10 protein-coding genes, 1 rRNA gene and 1 pseudogene are annotated in these 20,221 nt (G+C 32.5%); 3 read left to right on the plus strand and 9 right to left on the minus strand.

The annotated features are described in order from the left end of the window. Nucleotides 1-21: 21 nt before the first annotated feature. The 4 genes from ACQCX0_RS04685 to pyk all read right to left on the minus strand — a co-directional run bounded on the left by ACQCX0_RS04685 (nt 22) and on the right by pyk (nt 8,181). Nucleotides 22-1,440 (minus strand): sodium/proline symporter, encoded by a 1,419-nt coding sequence (locus ACQCX0_RS04685; RefSeq protein WP_462563018.1) that lies wholly within the window; start codon nt 1,438-1,440, stop codon nt 22-24. A 111-nt stretch (nt 1,441-1,551) separates the two neighbouring features. Next, nucleotides 1,552-4,596, minus strand: a complete 3,045-nt coding sequence (gene putA, locus ACQCX0_RS04690; RefSeq protein WP_462563028.1) for a bifunctional proline dehydrogenase/L-glutamate gamma-semialdehyde dehydrogenase PutA — start codon at nt 4,594-4,596, stop codon at nt 1,552-1,554. Nucleotides 4,597-5,088: 492 nt separating this feature from the next. Then, nucleotides 5,089-6,577 (minus strand): 16S ribosomal RNA (locus ACQCX0_RS04695). A 182-nt stretch (nt 6,578-6,759) separates the two neighbouring features. Further along, complete coding sequence (gene pyk, locus ACQCX0_RS04700; RefSeq protein ID WP_462563019.1) at nt 6,760-8,181, minus strand: pyruvate kinase; 1,422 nt, start codon at nt 8,179-8,181, stop codon at nt 6,760-6,762. A gap of 106 nt (nt 8,182-8,287) precedes the next feature. On the opposite strand from pyk, the gene ACQCX0_RS04705 reads away from it, so the two are divergent. After that, nucleotides 8,288-9,283, plus strand: coding sequence for a peptidylprolyl isomerase (locus tag ACQCX0_RS04705; RefSeq protein ID WP_462563020.1), 996 nt, complete (start codon nt 8,288-8,290; stop codon nt 9,281-9,283). Between the two features lie 113 nt (nt 9,284-9,396). Here ACQCX0_RS04705 and alaS read toward each other — a convergent pair whose 3' ends face one another. The 5 genes and pseudogenes from alaS to speD form a co-directional block, all read right to left on the minus strand. Next, entirely contained in the window at nt 9,397-12,441 is a 3,045-nt protein-coding gene (gene alaS / locus ACQCX0_RS04710; RefSeq protein ID WP_462563021.1) for an alanine--tRNA ligase, read from the minus strand. A gap of 161 nt (nt 12,442-12,602) precedes the next feature. Beyond that, nucleotides 12,603-13,613 (minus strand): annotated as a pseudogene (recA, locus tag ACQCX0_RS04715) (recombinase RecA); the annotation flags it as partial. A gap of 4 nt (nt 13,614-13,617) precedes the next feature. Further along, complete coding sequence (locus tag ACQCX0_RS04720) at nt 13,618-16,377, minus strand: response regulator (RefSeq protein WP_462563022.1); 2,760 nt, start codon at nt 16,375-16,377, stop codon at nt 13,618-13,620. Between the two features lie 20 nt (nt 16,378-16,397). Next, nucleotides 16,398-17,273, minus strand: a complete 876-nt coding sequence (gene speE, locus ACQCX0_RS04725) for a polyamine aminopropyltransferase (RefSeq protein ID WP_462563023.1) — start codon at nt 17,271-17,273, stop codon at nt 16,398-16,400. Then, complete coding sequence (gene speD, locus ACQCX0_RS04730) at nt 17,270-17,668, minus strand: adenosylmethionine decarboxylase (RefSeq protein ID WP_462563024.1); 399 nt, start codon at nt 17,666-17,668, stop codon at nt 17,270-17,272. Before speD ends, speE begins: the two co-directional genes overlap by 4 nt. Before the next feature lie 305 nt (nt 17,669-17,973). On the opposite strand from speD, the gene ACQCX0_RS04735 reads away from it, so the two are divergent. Further along, complete coding sequence (locus ACQCX0_RS04735; RefSeq protein ID WP_462563025.1) at nt 17,974-18,657, plus strand: response regulator transcription factor; 684 nt, start codon at nt 17,974-17,976, stop codon at nt 18,655-18,657. An 814-nt stretch (nt 18,658-19,471) separates the two neighbouring features. Then, nucleotides 19,472-19,765 carry a hypothetical protein gene (locus ACQCX0_RS04740; RefSeq protein WP_462563026.1) on the plus strand — a complete coding sequence of 98 codons (294 nt, stop codon included), beginning with the start codon at nt 19,472-19,474 and terminating at the stop codon, nt 19,763-19,765. Nucleotides 19,766-20,221: the final 456 nt, after the last annotated feature.

Here is a 20,221-nt window from a genome sequence, read left to right on the forward strand (position 1 = left end):
ATAATAAAAAGACTAAATTTTTTATTTTTTAGTCTTTTCCCTAATTAGGGTTTTCTGTACAGAATTTACGCTTATTATTACAACTAACGAAATTAAAAATCCTGGAAGAATTTCATATATATCAAAAATTCCTCCTTGGAAATTCTTCCAAATAATTACTGTTACGGTACCAGCTATAATTCCCAAACTACCTGCTAGGGTTGTTAAGTTTTTACCTCTGGTAATTAAAATTATTAGAGGTCCGAAAGCTGCTCCAAAACCAGCCCACGCATAAGCAACCATTGCTAATACTGTAGAATTCTTATCAAGCGATAACACGATAGCAATAATTGCCACTATTAATAATACTATTCTAGAAATAAAGATACCGTATTTTTTATCTATTTTATTAAAAATCGGTAGATCTTCAGTAACCACAGAAGATATCACTAATAATTGTGAATTTGCAGTACTTATAACAGCCGCTAAGATAGCCACACTAGTTAGGGCTACTACTAAAGATGGAGTTGTGGCATTTGCTAATTCAATAATAGATTTTTCAGGATTGCCTAAAGGACTAAGTGCAAAATAGCTTGATGAGATTAAACCGATAATTACTGAAAATGCTAAACCTATACTCATCCAAGTAATATTAATAGTACGAGCATGTGTTAAATCTTTAGCTTTTTTTATACCCATAAACCTGGTTAAGATGTGAGGTTGTCCGAAATATCCTAATCCCCAAGCTAGTAGAGAGATAATCCCTAGAAATGACATATTATGAAATAAACTAAAAGCATGAGGATTATTCATAAGAATTCTATTCCCTATTTCTGTCAAATTCAGCTGCATCGACACAATTGCCATACTCGGAATACAAATAATAATAAAAATCATTAATAACCCCTGACAAAGATCAGTCCATGCTACAGCTAAATAGCCACCTATTAATACGTAAGCTACGATAAACATAGCACTAATTAAAAGAGCCTTAACATAAGAAATACCAAATAATGCACTTAATAAAATTCCTCCGGAAGTTAACCCTGAAGCAACATATAAAGTAAAGAATATCATAATTGCTAGAGCCGCTATAATTTTTAAAAATTTGGTGTCCCCTTCTAGATTAAACGCTATAAAACTAGGGATAGTGATAGCATGGGTTTTTTCCGATAATTCTCTGATTTTATATGACACCAATAACCAATTAAAATAAGCTCCTATAATCAAGCCTATAGCTATCCATATCTGATTTATTCCATATAAATAAACCGCACCTGGTAACCCTAAGAATAACCACCCGCTCATATCAGAAGAGCCTGCACTAATACTGGTAGTAAGCTTGCCTAACCTTCTCCCTCCTAAAATATAATCTTCTTTATCTTTATTTAAACTATTGGCATACAAGGATATCCCCAATAATAATAAAAAATACACAATAAATACAATGAAATAGATCATCTTTTTTCTCCTATATTCTGGCTTTTATTAATGTACTTAATATTTAACAAAACTCTTCAATATTATTTAATTATCATTAATTAGAAGATTTTTTTCCTTAAAATATCTTTCTTAAAGTGCCTTATTTAGAAGATCAATATTTCCTCCTGAGGCGGTTACATCAATAGTTAGGGTTTTTTCCGTAGCAAATCTATGTAAATAATACGGACCGCCTGCTTTTGGTCCAGTACCGGACTTTCCTCTACCTCCGAAAGGCTGAGAACCAACTACAGCTCCTATTTGATTCCTATTTACATAAATATTTCCTGCTTTGATGTTATCTACAATTTTTTGCATTTCATCATCAATTCTAGTATGTACCCCAAAGGTTAAGCCATAACCCGTAGAGTTAATCTCAGTAATAATTTTTGATAACTCACTAGCTTTATATTTAATAACATGCAAAATTGGTCCGAAAACTTCCCTTTTAAGAATACTAATATTAGGAATAAGAAACGCACAGGGTGTAAAAAAATATCCCAATAAAGCTTTATCATTAAGAACTTCAAATAATAATTCAGCCTCTTCTAACATTAGCTTTTTATGTTCTATTAATCCTTCAAGAGCTTTTTGGTTAATAATAGGTCCCACATCGGTTGCAATTTCCCAAGGGAGACCTACTTTTAATATTTTTGTAGCTCCTTCTATCATTGTGATTTGTTCATTAAAAATATCTTCTTGAATATATAAAACCCTTAAGGCAGAACAACGTTGTCCGGCACTTTGAAAAGCTGAAAACACCACATCTCTTGCCACTTGATCTTGCAAGGCTGAAGAATCAACAATCATAGCGTTTTGTCCTCCGGTTTCTGCTATCAACGGTAAAATAGCATCGTCACGCATAGCTAAGGTTTTGTTAATATTTCTAGCAGTAATATCAGATCCTGTAAACGCTACTCCTCCTAATTTAGGATGATTTAATAAATAATTACCCACTTCACTCCCATATCCAGGAATAAAATGGAGTACTCCTTTAGGTAAGCCTACCTCTAAGAACATTTTAATGGTTTTATAACCGATAATATTAGTAGCTTCTGCAGGTTTAGCCAATACAGTATTACCAGCTGCTAAAGCACCGGCAATCTGCCCTAAAAAAATAGCCAATGGAAAATTCCAAGGAGCAATACATAAAAATACCCCTCTGCCTTCTAATTGCAGAGAATTTCTTTCCCCATCCACACTAGGTAAAACCATAGGATTACTAAATTCTGCTTCTGCTCTTTCTGCATAATACCTTAGAAAATCCACAGCCTCTCTTACTTCTAATATACCATCTCTTATAGTTTTACCAGCTTCATAAGCCAAAATAGCAACCATTTCTATGGTGTTTTCTTCTAATTTATCAGCCATTTTCTTTAGAATAAAACTTCTATTCTTACCCTTTAATTTATTCCAAGCATCTTGACTATCAAAAGCTATATTGATTGCCTCATCCATTTGCTCATTTGTAGCTTTGTGACAAATGCCGATTTCTTCTAAATTGCTAGGATTGCTTATTTTAATAAGGTAATCACTTTTTTTATTTTCTCCGTTAATTATGGGCATTACTTCTGTTAGTAATTTTACTTTCTTAATTTCTGCTACTAGAAAATTATTTACACCCAAATCTGACATATCAACTCCTGTAGAATTTATTCTATTTTCACCTATAAAAATATCTTTCGGTAACTTAATGTACGGATGTTTTGAGAATTCATGTCGAGTAGCTTTAATTATCGGATTTTCAATAACTTGCTCAATATTTAGAGAAGTATCAATAATAGCATTTACAAAATTAGTTTTAGCTCCGTTTTCTAGCAATCTTCTTACCAGATACGGTAATAAATCTTTAAAATTTCCTACCGGAGCATAAACTCTTACAGGGACATCTAAATTTTTATATACATCATCTCCCATTCCGAATAAAGCTTGGAATTCATAATTTCCTTTATTTTTCATAACCTGTTTAACAAAATTAATAGTATGCAAATTATGGGTAGCAAAACATGGCGTAACTCGATCTGTATAATTTGCTAATTTTTTTACACAAGCCATATAGCTAATATCAGTATGTTCTTTACGCGTAAACACCGTAAAATCTGAAACTCCGTTAACTTGATCCAATTTAATTTCCGTATCCCAATAAGCCCCTTTAACTAACCTTACAAAGATTTTTCTATCATTAATTTTTGCAAGGTTATAAATATAGTCTATACTGCTAAAAGCTCTCTTCTGGTAGGCTTGAATTACAATTCCTAACCCCTGCCAGTTTGTTAAAGATGTTTCTCTAAGAATTTTTTTGAAAATTTTAAAGGAAAAATCTACTTTGTTTGCTTCCTCAGCATCTATAAATAAAGGAATATTAAGATCTCTTGCCTGTTCACAAAGTTTGAAAATTTTAGTGTATAAATCATCAAAACTTTCTACTATATAAAGAGCATCATAACGAGGATTTAAAGAAGATAGTTTAATTGAAACACTAAATAAATTTTTATCAGTTACTTTATGAAGATTTTTAGCAATATTATCAAGACAGTTTTGGTAGATTTTAAAATACTGCTCGGCATCTACTTTGGATCTAGCTACTTCCCCTAACATATCAAAAGAAAAAGCTCTTCCTTTAAGAAGATTTTCTTCAACTCTTACCAAAGCTGCTTCTATGGTTTCTGCTACTACAAATTGAGTAGCCATTCTTTTAATAATAGCTTTTGAGGTTATAGTAATAAAAGGAAGTAAGATTTTTTGTAATAAATTAGGTTGGATATTATAGTTTTTCAGGATAAATTTAGAAAAAGTTAACCCAAAAGCATAAATATTTAACATACTATTATTATAAATTTTTACAAACCAATGCTTCTTCTTTAATTTATCTGCTAATAGCTTGTAGGCTGTAGGATAGTTCGGGATTCTGATTAAGGCTTCTGCCATTCCTAATAAACCCTGCCCTTCTATTGATGATAACGGATAAATTGTCATAATAGCATCAGTTGTATTGGCAGTTAGTTTTTCTTTCCTTAAATTAGTAGCATTCTTTATTAGTACAGAATGAATATTTTCTAAAAGTTGCTTATATTCTGCTAAATAATTAACTAACTTTATAATATGCACATTCTTATTCACTCTAAAATTATTTTGAATTTAAGATTCATAGTCTGTTTTATTATTAGTGCGATAATTAAATTTCCATTACCGCACGAAGATTCAAATACTATTTGATTTGCTATAGATTCATTTGTTCTAAAAAAATCCCATTATTGTTTTTTTCTTGAGAAAATTTATAGGAATTTACTTTTTCTATATTAAGATGTATTCCTGCATAACTTATAATCTTATTGATTTGTGTATAATTTAATTATAATAATTTTATTGTAATTAAAAAAACTAGTAAAATTAACCTTTTAAATTTTAAACATCTGGTCTTTTATGTATATAATTCTCCAAACAATCTATAGAGAATAGAGTAGGAAGAAGGATAGAAAGCTGGTATAGATAATGTGTGTAGTAAGTAAGTAAGTAAATAGTAAGATTAGAAGAAATCAGGGGATGTAGATGGTAAAAGTACTTAGTATTAGGATATTTTATATATTTTTAAATTATTCTCAAACTATTAAATAACTCAAGAATTATTTGAAAGGAGGTGATCCAGCCACAGGTTCCCCTACGGCTACCTTGTTACGACTTTACCCCAGTCACCAATCTTACCGTAAATGGCTTCCTCCTTGCGGTTGGTTCACCATCTTCGGGTTAAATCAGCTCCCATGGTATGACGGGCGGTGTGTACAAGACCCGGGAACGTATTCACCGTAGCATGCTGATCTACTGATTACTAGCGATTCCGACTTCATGCACTCGAGTTTCAGAGTGCAATCCGAACTGAGATAGTGTTTAGAGATTAGCTCACCCTCACAGGTTTGCAACTCTTTGTCACTACCATTGTAGCACATGTGTAGCCCAGGACATAAGGGCCATGAGGACTTGACGTCATCCCCGCCTTCCTCCGGCTTATCACCGGCAGTTTCTTTAGAGTACCCAGCTTAACCTGCTGGCAACTAAAAACAAGGGTTGCGCTCGTTTAAGGACTTAACCCAACATCTCACGACACGAGCTGACGACAGCCATGCAGCACCTGTATCCGACCCAGCCGAACTGAAAAATATGATCTCTCACATCTATAGTCGATATGTCAAATCCTGGTAAGGTTCTTCGCGTTGCTTCGAATTAAACCACATGCTCCACCGCTTGTGCGGGTCCCCGTCAATTCCTTTAAGTTTTAATCTTGCGACCGTACTCCTCAGGCGGAGTGCTTAATGCGTTAGCTCAGACACTGATAATTATTCTTACCAACATCCAGCACTCATCGTTTACGGTGTGGACTACCAGGGTATCTAATCCTGTTTGCTCCCCACACTCTCGTGCCTTAGCGTCAGTTATGTTCCAGATAGATGCCTTCGCCATTGGTATTCCTCCGAATATCTACGAATTTTACCTCTACACTCGGAATTCTACTATCCTCTCCCATACTCTAGTTAGTCAGTATCAAACGCAGTTTCCAGTTTGAGACCGGAGATTTCACATCTGACTTAACTAACCGCCTACGCACTCTTTACGCCCAGTAATTCCGAACAACGCTTGCCCCCTTCGTATTACCGCGGCTGCTGGCACGAAGTTTGCCGGGGCTTCTTCTCTGATTACCGTCATCATCTTCATCAGTGAAAGAGCTTTACAACCCGAAGGCCTTCTTCACTCACGCGACATTGCTGGATCAGGGTTCCCCCCATTGTCCAAAATTCCCCACTGCTGCCTCCCGTAGGAGTCTGGACCGTATCTCAGTTCCAGTGTGGCTGATCTTCCTCTCAAAACAGCTACCGATCATCGCCTTGGTAAGCTCTTACCTTACCAACTAGCTAATCGGACGCAGGCTCATCATAAAGCAGATTTCTCTTTTCCCCCTCAAGGATTATCCGGTATTAGCTATCGTTTCCAACAGTTATCCCCGTCTCTATGGTAGATTCCCACGTGTTACTCACCCGTTTGCTACTAGACTTGCGTCTCGTTCAACTTGCATGTGTTAAGCATGCCGCCAGCGTTCGTTCTGAGCCAGGATCAAACTCTCATGTTTTTTGACTCCTAACCCCACTACAAGCTTTTACACGTGTAGACAGTACCTAAACCACCTACACCCCCTGATTATTTCAACTACCATCTCCTATACTCACACTATCCCTATTCTATACTATTTTCTTCCCTTGTCAATACCTTTTTTTATTCCACTCTCTTTTTATTTTTTTTTATTTTGCTCTGTTAGTCTATCTCAATAACCCTGATTGAATTTGTTACTCCGCCTACCCCAAAAGGTATACCAGCTACTATTACTACCCTGTCTCCTGCTTTAACCCACTTTTCTTTTACTAACCATTCACCTGCTAAATCTACTACTTCTGAAAATGACTGGATTGAATCTATATATAAAGGATTCACTCCCCAACCTAAAACACTACTGTTATATAGCTTAATATCATTAGTAATGGCTAAAAGTTTGGCACTAGTTCTATCCCTACTTACCCGATTAATAGTTGCTCCTTTTGCAGAAAATGCCACTATAATTTTAGCTCCTACCTCTTCTGCAATATGGGATACGGAAGAAGATACACAGTCAGACACCCCCATCTCAGTATTTTTTACATAATTAACTTTTAAATTATGCCAATAGTTAGAATCAGATTCTACACTATGAATAATTGCCGCCATCATACTTACAGTTTCCACAGGATATAATCCTACTGTAGTTTCCCCTGACAACATTACGCTATCTGCACCGTCATATACAGCATTTGCTACGTCACTTGCCTCTGCCCTAGTGGGAATAGGAGAATTAATCATAGAATCAAGCATTTGAGTTGCAACAATTACTGGTTTAGCTTGAGTTCTGCATTTTTTAATAATTTTTTTCTGGACTGTTGGTACAATATTTATCGGAATTTCAACCCCTAAATCTCCTCTAGCTACCATAATACCATCAGATAATTCAATAATACCGTCTATATGTTCTACAGCTGAGGGTTTTTCTATTTTAGAAATTATTTTAGCCCTACCTTTAATTAAATTTTTTGCATACTCAACATCACCGGGTAATTGCACAAAAGATAATCCGATAAAATCTACTCCTAAAGATAAGGCAAAATCTAAATCTTGGAGGTCTTTCTCCGTAAGAGAAGATATATCAAGCACCCCTGATGGAAAGTTAACTCCTTTAGCATTAGAAATAGTACCACCAAAAATCACCTTAGTAACTGCATAATCATTACCGAATTCTTCTACTTCTAATCTAATTTTACCATCATCTACTAATAAGCTGGATCCCTTTTTGATAGCTTGAAAAATTTGTGGGTGTGGTAAATTTATCCTATTTACATCACCTAAATCCTGATTTAGGTCTAATCTGAATTTTTGTCCTGCTTCTAGAACTTCTTTAGCATTTTTAAACTTACCTACTCTTAATTTAGGACCTTGTAAATCTGCTAAGATTGCCAAGGGTTTGTTATGATTTTTTTCTAAATTACGAATATTTTCATAATTTACTTTGTGTTCGCTGTAATCCGCATGACTAAAATTTAATCTAAAAACATCTACTCCGGCTAAATATAACTTTTCTAACATTTCAGGAGCTCTGCTAGCAGGACCCACAGTTGCCACGATTTTTACTCTGCGATTAGGGATATACATTATAATAATACCTTTTTTATAATTGATTTTTTAACATTTTATTGTTATATAAGAGATTATACTAATAATATACTATATATAAAGAAAAATTTTTAAAAGGATACTAATGAAAAACAAGCTTATCTTAACAAGCATTGCATTATTTATGCTTAGCTTTCATCTTCAAGCTACAGAAGATATTAAGAATATTACACCTCAAACACAAGTTATTAATACTCCTGAAACTAATCCTATAATCATAAAGCCCCAGGTTACTGATACAGAGAATGCTACTGTTGCAGGATCTGAGTATACTAATACTCCAAGTACACTTGCCGGCGATACACCAAGTAGTTCTGTTTCAAGCAATTCAGCTTCCTCTAACACTAAGACTACTGATACCTCCAGTTTTAACGCTATTTCTAAGGATGAACTCAATAAAACTGAGAATACCCAGGATATCACTACTACTCCGGAAGATAATACTAATTCACAAGCAACTACCACCTCAAATTCAGAAGTACCTAACACAGCAAAAAGCTCTACTCAATCCCAACAAGATAATCTCATTGATGATATTTCTAAACCTATTATTCCTGAGGAAAAATCCTTTGACCCTCATACCGTAGCACTTCAAGACAGAGCTAATTATGTGGTAATTCTAACGGATTTCGGAGATATCTTTATAGAGCTATACCCTACAATATCTCCTAAATCTATTGCACAATTTAAACAGCTAATTACAAACGGCTATTATACAAATTCTTCTTTTTATAAAATGATACCTCATTATTTGATCCAAGCAGGAGATCCTACGGAGACAGGCTTCGGAGGATCTGATCATCCTATAGTTGATGAGTTTTCTACTAACTATAAATTTGAAAGAGGAACCGTAGCTTTATCAAATACAGGTAACCCTAACACTAGTGATGCTCAATTTTTTATAACTTTTCAAGACTTTGAATGGTTAGACGGCAAATATAATATACTTGGTAAAACAGTATTGGGGTTGGATGATTTTGAAAATAATTTTAAAGGAACCTATGCAAATAATGGTGTTCTAGATGAACCCATTATTATTAATAACATTCTCTTTTTGAATGATTTCCTTAACAAACAGTAAGCACATAAATAGCTTGTTAATTTGATTAGTTTACACTAAATCAATAGAATTTCGATATATAATTCTGTGAGATAAAACAATGAGGTATATTAAAAAAAGTTATGGCTTCAGATTTATTTTGCTGTTATAAAATGCTCTTTAAGAAAATCATAAATCTTTTGTATAGAAGCTTTTTCAAAGATACCTCCACCCTGTGCTAGAGTTTTAGATCCACCACTTTTACCGTTAAAGATTTTAGCACATTCTTTACCCAATTTAGCCGCATCAAAATTATGATAGTTCTCACCTAAAATTAATAAGAATCCTACTTTTTTAGTTACTTCCTCATAACTTAGCAAAAATAATCCTAATTTTTTATTATAATTTAACACTTTATCTGCTACAAATTTTAGGATTTTTACTGAAAAAGTACTACTACTATAAAAAATAAATTCCAAATTATTTATTTTCTCAATCTTGCTTAACATAATATTAAAAAGTTCTTTACTTTCCTGTTGTTCTATTTTCTTTCTTAATTGCTTATTTTCTTCTACTAAATGAGTTACTTTATCTAGTAGTACATTCTCTTTAACTTCTAAAGAATTAGAAAGTTTCTGCATGAGAGAACTTTTCTCAAAATAATCTTTGATAGCCTCTAAACTAGTAATAGCCTCTATTCTCCTTATTCCTGAGGCTACGGAAAAACTACCGGTTATTTTAAAAAGCCCTATTTGTGAAGTATTCTTAACATGGGTACCCCCGCATAATTCATAGGAAAGAATAGTAGATGAAACTTTATTTTTCTCAAAAATATTACTATTTGAATTTATATTTGGGCTTATATTTGACTCTACTGTATTAACACTTTTGCTATTGTAGCCTGTAGCACTTGAATTTATCGTAACAGGATTGACCGTAGTTAGATGTTCCGTAATAGAACTCATTGTAACGTGGGGAGCTATAGCAGAAGTTTGAGCAATGGATTTTTTTTCTGTTATCAGTTTTTTCTCCAGTTTTTCCTCCGTAATAAGTGTTGTAATAGTAGCTACCTTAAGAAAGGAAGAATTATTTGGTATTATCTCCCCTATAATAAACTTAGAAGTTATAGATTTAGGAAAGATACATTCATTAATAACCTTAACAGTACGTACGGTTTCTTGATATTTTTCACTAAATAAAGCTAAGGCTCCTGAGTTAATAGCCTCCTTATAAGACATATTACTAATGATTACTTCAGCTTGGTTTAGAATTGTAGCATTAACTATTTGTTCTACTTTAGTTATTTCTTCAATAGTTAGAGGTTTGGAATGGGAAAAATCAAAACGTAATTTATTAGCATTAATCGAAGATCCTTGTTGTAAAGCCTGTGTTCCTAAAACTTCTCTAAGTGCTGCATGTAATAAATGAACTGCAGTATGGTTTGCCTCAATCTGCCTCCTAAGATTTTTATCAACAACTAGAGTAATCTTTGTATTTAGAGCAATACTACCTCTCTCTAAGGAAATTTTATGGATGATTAAAGTATTATTGACTTTTTTTTGTACATCTATGACTTGTGCTGTAAAATTCTGATTATAAATTATTCCCGTATCTGCTATTTGTCCGCCACTTTCAGCGTAAAAAGGAGTTTTCTCAGTAATTAAATATACTTCTCCTTTTAAATTATTAAAATTAGTAACTATTTGAGGGGTAAATTGGGAGTTATTAGTATCTACTGTAACAATTGCTAAAATTTTACTACTACACCTAAGGATATCATAACCTACAAATTCACTGTTAAGTAAATTTTTAGCTAATTCAACCCAAAATTCATCAGCTCCTAAGTTTGTCTTACCTTGCCAGGATTCTTTACCGCTTTGTTTTTGTTTCAGCATTGCTGCATCAAAAGCTGCATTGTCTAAAGTTATATTCTTGCTCCTAAGAACTTCCTCAGTTAAGTCTAAAGGAAAGCCGAAGGTATCATATAATTTAAAGGCAATTTCCCCTTTTAAAACCTTATTAGTAGCTCCTTGTACTACGACTGATTGTGCTTTTATAGATTGTTTTTCTATATGGGCTATTTCTGCCTCTAAAATCTTTAATCCGCAGGCAAAAGTAATCAGAAATTTATGCTCTTCTTGTTGGATAGTATTCTCAATTAAATTCTGAGTTTTAACAATCTCTGGGTAGGCAACTCCCATTAATTTAATTACTATTTTGGGTAGTTTATATAACACATCCTGCTTGTATCCTAATAAATAAATATGTCTTAGAGCTCTTCTGATAATTCTTCTTAAGACATAACCTCTACCCTCATTTGAAGGAATAATTCCATCACTTATCATAAAAGTAACTGCTCTGAGATGATCTGCTATTACCTTAAAGGAGTGTAAATTATTAACTACTACTTTAACCTGAAGAATATCTGAAATATTTCTAATAATTTCCTGAAAATGCTCAATTTTATAATTATCATGCACCCCCTGTAAGACTGCAGTAATTCTTTCTAACCCCATCCCCGTATCAATTGATGGCTTTAATAACTTAACCTTTTGCCCATCAGGATTTTGATTATATTGCATAAACACCAAATTCCAGATTTCAATAAATCTATCACCGTCTTCATCTTTACTCCCAGGTGGTCCGCCGAAGACTTTATCTCCGTGATCATAAAATATTTCAGTACAAGGACCGCACGGACCAACTTCTCCCATTGACCAAAAATTAGCATTGTTATTAATTTTAATAATTTTATTAATAGATAAACCGGCAATTTTTTGCCATAATTTATATGCCTCAATATCACTTTCATAAACGGTAACTAAAAGTTTTTCCGCAGGTAACCCAAGCTCTTTAGTAACAAAATTCCATGCAAGCAAAATAGCTTCTTCTTTAAAATAATCACTAAAAGAAAAATTTCCCAGCATTTCAAAAAAAGTATGATGACGTGCTGTGTAACCAACATTATCCAAGTCGTTATGTTTGCCGCCGGCTCGTAAACACTTCTGAGAAGTTACAACCCTTTTATTGATTGCCTCTTCTAATTCTAAGAATAAATTTTTAAACTGGATCATTCCGGCATTAGTAAATAATAAAGTATTATCATTGTATGGTATTAGGGAAGATGAAGCAACTTGAGCATGAGCATTTTTAATAAAAAAATTTAAAAAGGCTTCCCTAACATGAGTAAGACTTTGCATGGATAGATGCCTCCTCCTATACTGTCTTCTTATTTACGCTTTTTAGATTTATCAGTATTATCTTTACCTTTAACTTTATCAGTAATTATATCATTTTCTAAAAAATTTGCAGAATCTGGTATTTCAGCATTAAGATTATTTTCATACTCAAGCTTAGAGGTAGGAGCTTCTAATAAAATATCTTGTAGAGCTTCGGCATTTTTAAAGATTTTTTCTTCAATTTCTTGCATAATTTTAGGATTCTGAATTAAAAATTCTTTAGATTTCTCCTTACCCTGACCAATCTTACTTCCGTTATAAGCATACCAAGCACCGGATTTCTCTATAACATTGCTTTTTACACCTAACTCTATGATTTCACCTTCTCTAGAAATACCCTTACCGTACATAACATCAAACTCTGCAATTCTAAAGGGTGGAGCTAATTTATTCTTCACTACTTTCACAGTAGTAATATTGCCTATTACAACTTTTTCTTCATTAGAAATTGCCTTACCTTTTCTAATATCTAAACGAATTGAGGCATAGAATTTTAAAGCATTACCACCGGTTGTAGTTTCAGGATTACCGAACACTATACCGATTTTCATTCTAATCTGGTTAATAAAAATTACCATAGTATTACTTTTAGAAACAGTTGATGTTAGTTTTCTTAGAGCTTGAGACATTAATCTTGCTTGTAACCCCATATGAGAATCCCCCATATCTCCTTCCACCTCAGCTTTAGGAACTAGAGCTGCTACACTATCAATAATAATTACATCCACACTCTCTGACCTAACTAGAGTATCAGTGATTTCTAAAGCCTGTTCACCGTTATCAGGTTGTGAAACTATTAATTCATCAATATTAACCCCTAATTTTTTAGCATAACCTGGATCCAGAGCATGTTCGGCATCAATAAAAACACAAGTATTACCTTTTTTTTGAGCCTCAGCAATTATATGCAAAGTTAGCGTAGTTTTCCCTGAACTCTCAGGTCCGTAAATCTCAATGATTCTACCCTTTGGCAAGCCACCAATCCCTAGTGCTAAATCTAACCCCAAAGAATGTGTAGAGATAGTATCTATTTCTAAATTAGTATTTTTCTGACCTAATTTCATCACTGTACCTTTGCCATAGGTTTTATCTAGTTGTGCTAAAGCAGTAGCCAAGGCTTTTTCTTTTTCCATATTATTATAACTCCTCTTTGGTTAATACTTTTTTTACTTTGATGGCTAATATATCTGGGCTAAAAGGTTTAGGTAAGAATTCTACATCTACCAAGGGTAGATTAGTATCATCTAATACATCTTCTGCATAACCTGACATTAAAATTGCCTTAACGTGCGGATTATGTTCCCTTATTTTATTAACTAGTTCAGGTCCATTCATACCTGGCATCATTACATCACTAATTACTAAGTCTATCTTAAATCCTTGTTTTTGTAAAATTTCATAGGCTATATCACCGTCTTCTGCCTCAATTACAGAATAGCCTTTATTACTTAATAAACGTTTACACACCATTCTAATGGGAATCTCATCTTCTACCAAGAGAATAGTACCGCTACCGGTTAAATCTATTATAACATCTTCTATTTTTTTTGTATCATTAATTGCTAACTCGGTATTGCCTTGCATGTTATCTTGATATTTAGGTAAATAAATTAAGAAACTGGTACCTTTATTGATTATACTCTTTAAATCAATAAACCCAGCACTCTCTTTTACTATTTTTGCAATAGTAGAGAGCCCTAGTCCGTTACCTTTATCTCCCTTTGTAGAAAAATATGCCACAAAAATTTTCTGTAAATTCTCTTTAGCAATCCCAGTACCGTTATCTTTAATCTCAATTAACACATAACTTCCCTTAGGAATAGTGCCGATTACTCCTTCTATATCATAATTTAGGTTAAGATTCTCCGTAATAATATCTAACTTACCTGCTCTTTTCTTCATAGCATCCTTAGCATTAACAATAAGATTAGTGATAACCTGTTGAAATTGTACCTGATCCATAAAGACTTTACCAACTTGCTTACCTCTTTTAAATGATGATTGAATATTCTCTCCCACTAATCTTAAAATTGTACTCATTAAATCAGAAATTTCTGAATTAACATCAAAAATCATCGGATTTAACTCTTGTTTTCTAGAAAAAGTAAGAAGTTGTCTAATCATAATTTTAGCTCGATTAGCATTTTGCTTAATATGCTCTAATTCCATACTGGATGGATCATCTTCAGTATAACGCTCTTGTAAAAAATAAGTAAAGCTCATAATAGCAGTGAGTAAATTATTAAAATCATGGGCTACTGCTGAAGCAATCTGCCCTACGGTTTGTAAGCCCTGTGATAATTTAGCCTCTTTTTGTAAATCCCTCTCCGTAGTAATATCAAAAACACAGAGTAGATAATTAGCGTTGTATTCTTTTAAAATAAAACGTAAGATTCTATTGTTTGGGGAATTAAGTTCCAAGATAATCTCTTTTTTAAGTAATAAATTATACCACAATTCTTCCGTATTATTAAAAAGTACCCTAATAAGTGAGACTTTATGGTCTATAGCTTTAGAAAAATTTTTAAATTCTTGGTTAAAACTTATAATTTCTGCATTACCACTCACAACTGCCGTAGCTAAAGGTAAAAGATTAAGTAACTCATGATTAAGAGTAGTTAGATTAGTTGTATCTCCTGACTCTTGATTAGAAAATAAATTTTGGTTAGAAAAATTTGGATTAGAAGTGGATAGCTTAGGTAATATGGAGTTAGTTGTGCTTAGATTGGAAGTATGCACAACAGAGGATGTAGATGTAAAAGATTGTGAGATAGGTAAAGCATTACTATTTATATAAAAATCTGGGACAATCATTACTCGAATATATTTTATTTTATCTTTAGAATTATATTTAATATTTTGAAAAACCGTAGCCCCAAAGAGATCTCCCTTGGTAGTTTTAAAGATTATTTTATTAATATTACCCTCAATCTCTGATTCTTCCTCAAGTTCTCTTCCCTTCTCATTCCTCAATTCTACTATAGATTCTACAAAATCAGAAAAATCATAATTAGTTAAGGGATTATCCGAATCCAGAGCAAAAATATTACTAAATGCTGTATTATATTCCTTAATCTTACCACTTTGCAAAACAATACAAGTAGGCAGAGGAAGATTATCAAAAATTTCTTGTTTAAAACTATAATCCAAAGCTAGATCCTCCCGTAACACACTAACCTGCCATAAACAATAATTAAAAATTATCAGGCAGTTAATTCTTAAAAAACTATCTTCTAAGGAATAGTTTAAATGAAAATCTCTACTAAATGAACTTTTACTTTTTAAACTTGCAAAGATTACTTCTAAGTCTTTAGAAGTAAACATCACCGTAGAGCTATTTTTTATTACCTCTAATAGATTAATCTTTTGCTGGATTTGTTTACTTGAGAGATTAAAAATTTGTGAAAAAACCTCACCGCTAAATAGAATTGCTCCCCAGGTATCTGAGATCATATACCCTAAGAGATTCTCATTTCTTTCATAATTGAGATATGTCTTTAGAGTCTCTAGAATCTCACTATCATGCTGAGAAGCAGATTGAACTAAATGTTGAGCTGAATTTTGGGTTGTATTTCTACTAATAGTTCTAGTGGTTACAAAATTTTTATTCTTGGTATGGGTATGATTATTTGCTAAATTGATTTTTTTCCATAGGAGATAAAATAATATCCCGAGAATTACAAGATTTAGTAACCAAAAAAGTACCATTATCTCTCTCATAGCAATGAGTTTATATAAATACCAAACAACCGGAATATCCTTAAGGTGTAAGGATTTAGCAATTTTATAAGGGCTAATAATATTATAAAAAAATAAAATACTTAACAGAGAGATTATACCAGAGGCTATACAAAAGCCTAAAAAAAACTTCTGTAAGGTTTTTGTATAATTTTGCATGGATCCTATAAATCTATTTTTTAATTTAAAAGCATATTTTTAATATACTCCGGTAACATAAATGATGCCACATGAATTTGCGGATTATAATATTTTAAATTAGTAAGCTTAGCTACCAAGGCTCTTTGAGTTATAATTTCCTCAGAGATTTTTTCTTTGGTAATATAATGAGATGCTAAACTTAAACACATAAAACTTCCCACATACGTTGGTATCGGTACTATATAAAACAATACCTCAGGGAATATTGACTTTAATTTATTATATATACTTTTTAACTCATTCGCCTGAAAAAAAGGCACCCCGCTTTGGGTAGTAACAATACCACCAGTAGCTAAACATTTGTTACAACTCTCATAAAAATCTTTTGTGAATAATACCTCTGCAACTCCTATGGGGTCAGTTGAGTCTACTATGATTAGATCAAACTTTTCTTGGGTTTTCTGTACATAATCAATACCATCAATAAATAATACTTCAGCTCTTTCATCTAAAAAAGCCCCGTTGTTAAGCTCAGGCATTTCACTCTTACAAATCTCTGTTACTTCTTTATCAATTTCTATCATAAGAGTTTTAGTAATTAGGGTATGCTTAAGAGTTTCACGCAGAATACCTCCGTCTCCGCCACCAATGATCAAAACTTTTTTTACATTACCATGACTAAGAATAGGCACATGGGTAAACATTTCATGATAAAAAAATTCATCACTAGAGGTGGTTTGCACAACACCGTCAAGAGTTAAAACCTTACCAAATCTAGGATTTTCAAAGATTTCTAAAGATTGATACTGAGTTTGTTTTTTAATAATAGTTCTACTCTTTAACAGAGTTTGTTGATATCCTATGGTATTTTCAAATTCCTGATATAACTCCTCAGAAAACCAATCTTTTTTCATGCTTTAATACCCCTTTTGCTTTCTTGAATTTGCACATTTATAGGAGTGAAATAAGCTTTAAGAGTGGGGATTGTAGCGTAAGGATTACAGATACCACACATAAATATATCAATTGCAACATATTCTCTTTCGGGCCATGTATGAATACTAATATGTGATTCTGCCAAAACTACTACACCTGATACGCCCTGAGGATTAAAATGGTGCATATGCGAATGTAATATTGTTGCCCCAGCAACAATTGCCGCATCCTTAAGTACGGCTTCTATCTCCTGCGGAGAATTTAAATTCTTAGCACCCCATAGATCTACCAAAAGATGAGTCCCAGCAAATAAGACTCCGTCTTTTTCTATGCATATCACCTCTTTGGCAATGATGTCATCTTCTTTTTCCATAATATTTCCCATAATAACACCCCTTATTAAAAATATTGTTAAACAAAACATTTATGAACTACTAATTTATCACTAATTTATTAGTACAATACAAATTAGTACTTTTTTTAAACTATGTAAACAAAAAATCATAATCCGGCAATAAAAAATACACCCCTTAAGTTTCCTCTTTAAATTTTTTAGTTCAACTATAACTAAAAACTAGCTTTTATGTTATTTAGAAACTATTTTAAATTAACTTGTAAAAAAACTATTTTTTTGTTAACCTTTTATTAAAGTAATTTTATTTAAGGACTAACCGCTACATGAAAGTCTTAATTATAGAAGATGATTCTATTGCTGTTAAGAATATTAACACTATCTTCAAAAAATTCTCTATCACAAGTGACCATGGTATAAACGGTGAGGAAGGCTTGGAATTCCTAGAATCCTATACTTATGACGTAATTTTACTTGATATCGGCTTACCTGATATGTCTGGTTTTGAGGTTCTTAAAAAATTACGTCATAATAAGATTCAAACTCCGGTATTAATTTTATCGGGCTTAAACGATTCTACAGATAAGATTAAAGGATTAACTGAAGGTGCTGATGATTATTTAAGCAAACCCTTTAATCAAGAAGAATTAATGGCGAGAATTAATGCTTTAGTTAGAAGATCTAAAGGGTATGCTCATTCCGTTATTACGGTAGATGCTCTAACTATTAATTTAGATACTAAACAGGTATTATTAGGTAAAAAGACTTTATCACTCACTAATAAAGAATATACTATTTTGGAAATCTTAGCTCTCCGCCTTGATAAATTGGTGCATAAGAATTTCTTACTAGATCAATTATATAGTGGCATGGATGAGCCTACTGGTAAAATTATTGATGTTTTTGTTTGTAAACTACGTAAGAAAATCAAAAATCTTAGTGGTAAGAACTATATAGGTACGGTATGGGGACAGGGTTATATTTTACAAGATCCTAGTAAAATGCTTTAATCATAAAGCCCTACTGCTATATCAATATTCTATATCTAACACATTATCTACTTCGTTTAGAGAACGTGTTTATATTATAATTTAATGATTTATTATAAGGAGAATATAGTATGAATAAACTATATGTAGTAGTATATTTCACTTCCTAGGGAAATAATAATACTAATTTAGCTAATTTAAGTCCTCAGGTAACGCATCTAAATTTAGCTTTTGCACAAGTAGCAGATAGTTTTACTATTAGTGTTTCTAATAACTGTATTAAAATACAATAGCAAAAATACCCTGTATACTCTCAATCAAGTTGAGGCTGATTATCTAAATTGGACAAATAATAAATATACTTTTACCCCTAAAATTATGTTATCTTTTGGAGGTGACATTTACCATACCATGTGGATATTACTTAATAATTATAAACTTTGCTAAAGTCTTACAATCATTTATTATAGAAAAATATCCCGTATATAAAAAGCTAATAATTTAACTTACAAAAAATATAATATGCAGAATTAGATGATATAGATTTAGATTTTGAATTAAGAGATAAATCCTAGTGCTGCCCAAGCTAAATCTCTTGCCACAGTTATATATGAATTTAAAAGTATAACTTCTAATAAACTTATATCTCTTACTGGATATCATACTTCAGCAGATCCTGAAAAATTGTAGGTAGAGTGGTAATAAGCTTAAAGGGTATAGTTATCCGGCAGACACAGCCCATGCTAGGGAGTTAATCCTATTTTTTTAATTACTTAAATAAAAATAATTTAGACTTTTACAATCTGATGTCTTATGATACGAATAAAAGTTACGATTGGCAAACTGCTCTGTTAATCATTCAAAATATTTATGTAAAGAAAAAGTAGTATTAAGCTTAAGTGTGGGTTCACAATGGGGAGTAGAACGTTTTGTTGAACACAACCAAGCTTTAATTAATAAAGTTGTAGTTCAACAAAAACTAGGGTACGGTGGGATTATGATTTGGGCAATCGGAGTAGGTGACAATGTTGCAAAAGGTGATAAACAAGTTGCACAGATTAATACAATTATTGCTACTGAACATAGGCACTACTATATAAAAACTATAAATAATATAAGCATTCCATAAGCTGCCTTTTATAGAATTTTAATTGAGTTAGTAAGTACTCAAAACACAACATTATTATAAAAACATTATTATATTCAAAGATTCTAGCTGTAATAATTTTGGTTAAAAAATTTGGGATATGGTTTATAATTAGAGTTTCTTGGCTAAAGAGTTTTAGCTAAAGTAAAGGCTATTTCTATCTCTCCCTTCATATTATCACTAATCTCCAAAGCAGATTTCATTTCCTTAGCCAAGCTAGCAGTAAAATAACTTTGGATATTTCTTGGAGTTAAATCCTGCTCTTGAATATCTAGTTTTAAAGCTTGCAAATTATCAATCCCAAACTTAATTTTCTCACCTTTTACCGAGATTGCAACAATTACAGTATCGATTCCCTCAACCAGTCCGTCATAGGTTTCTACTTTAATCAGATCGGAAGAGCGTCGTGTAGGGAAAGAGTGTAGATCTCGGTGGTCG

The sequence above is a fragment of the Candidatus Hepatincolaceae symbiont of Strigamia maritima genome, from assembly GCF_055505085.1.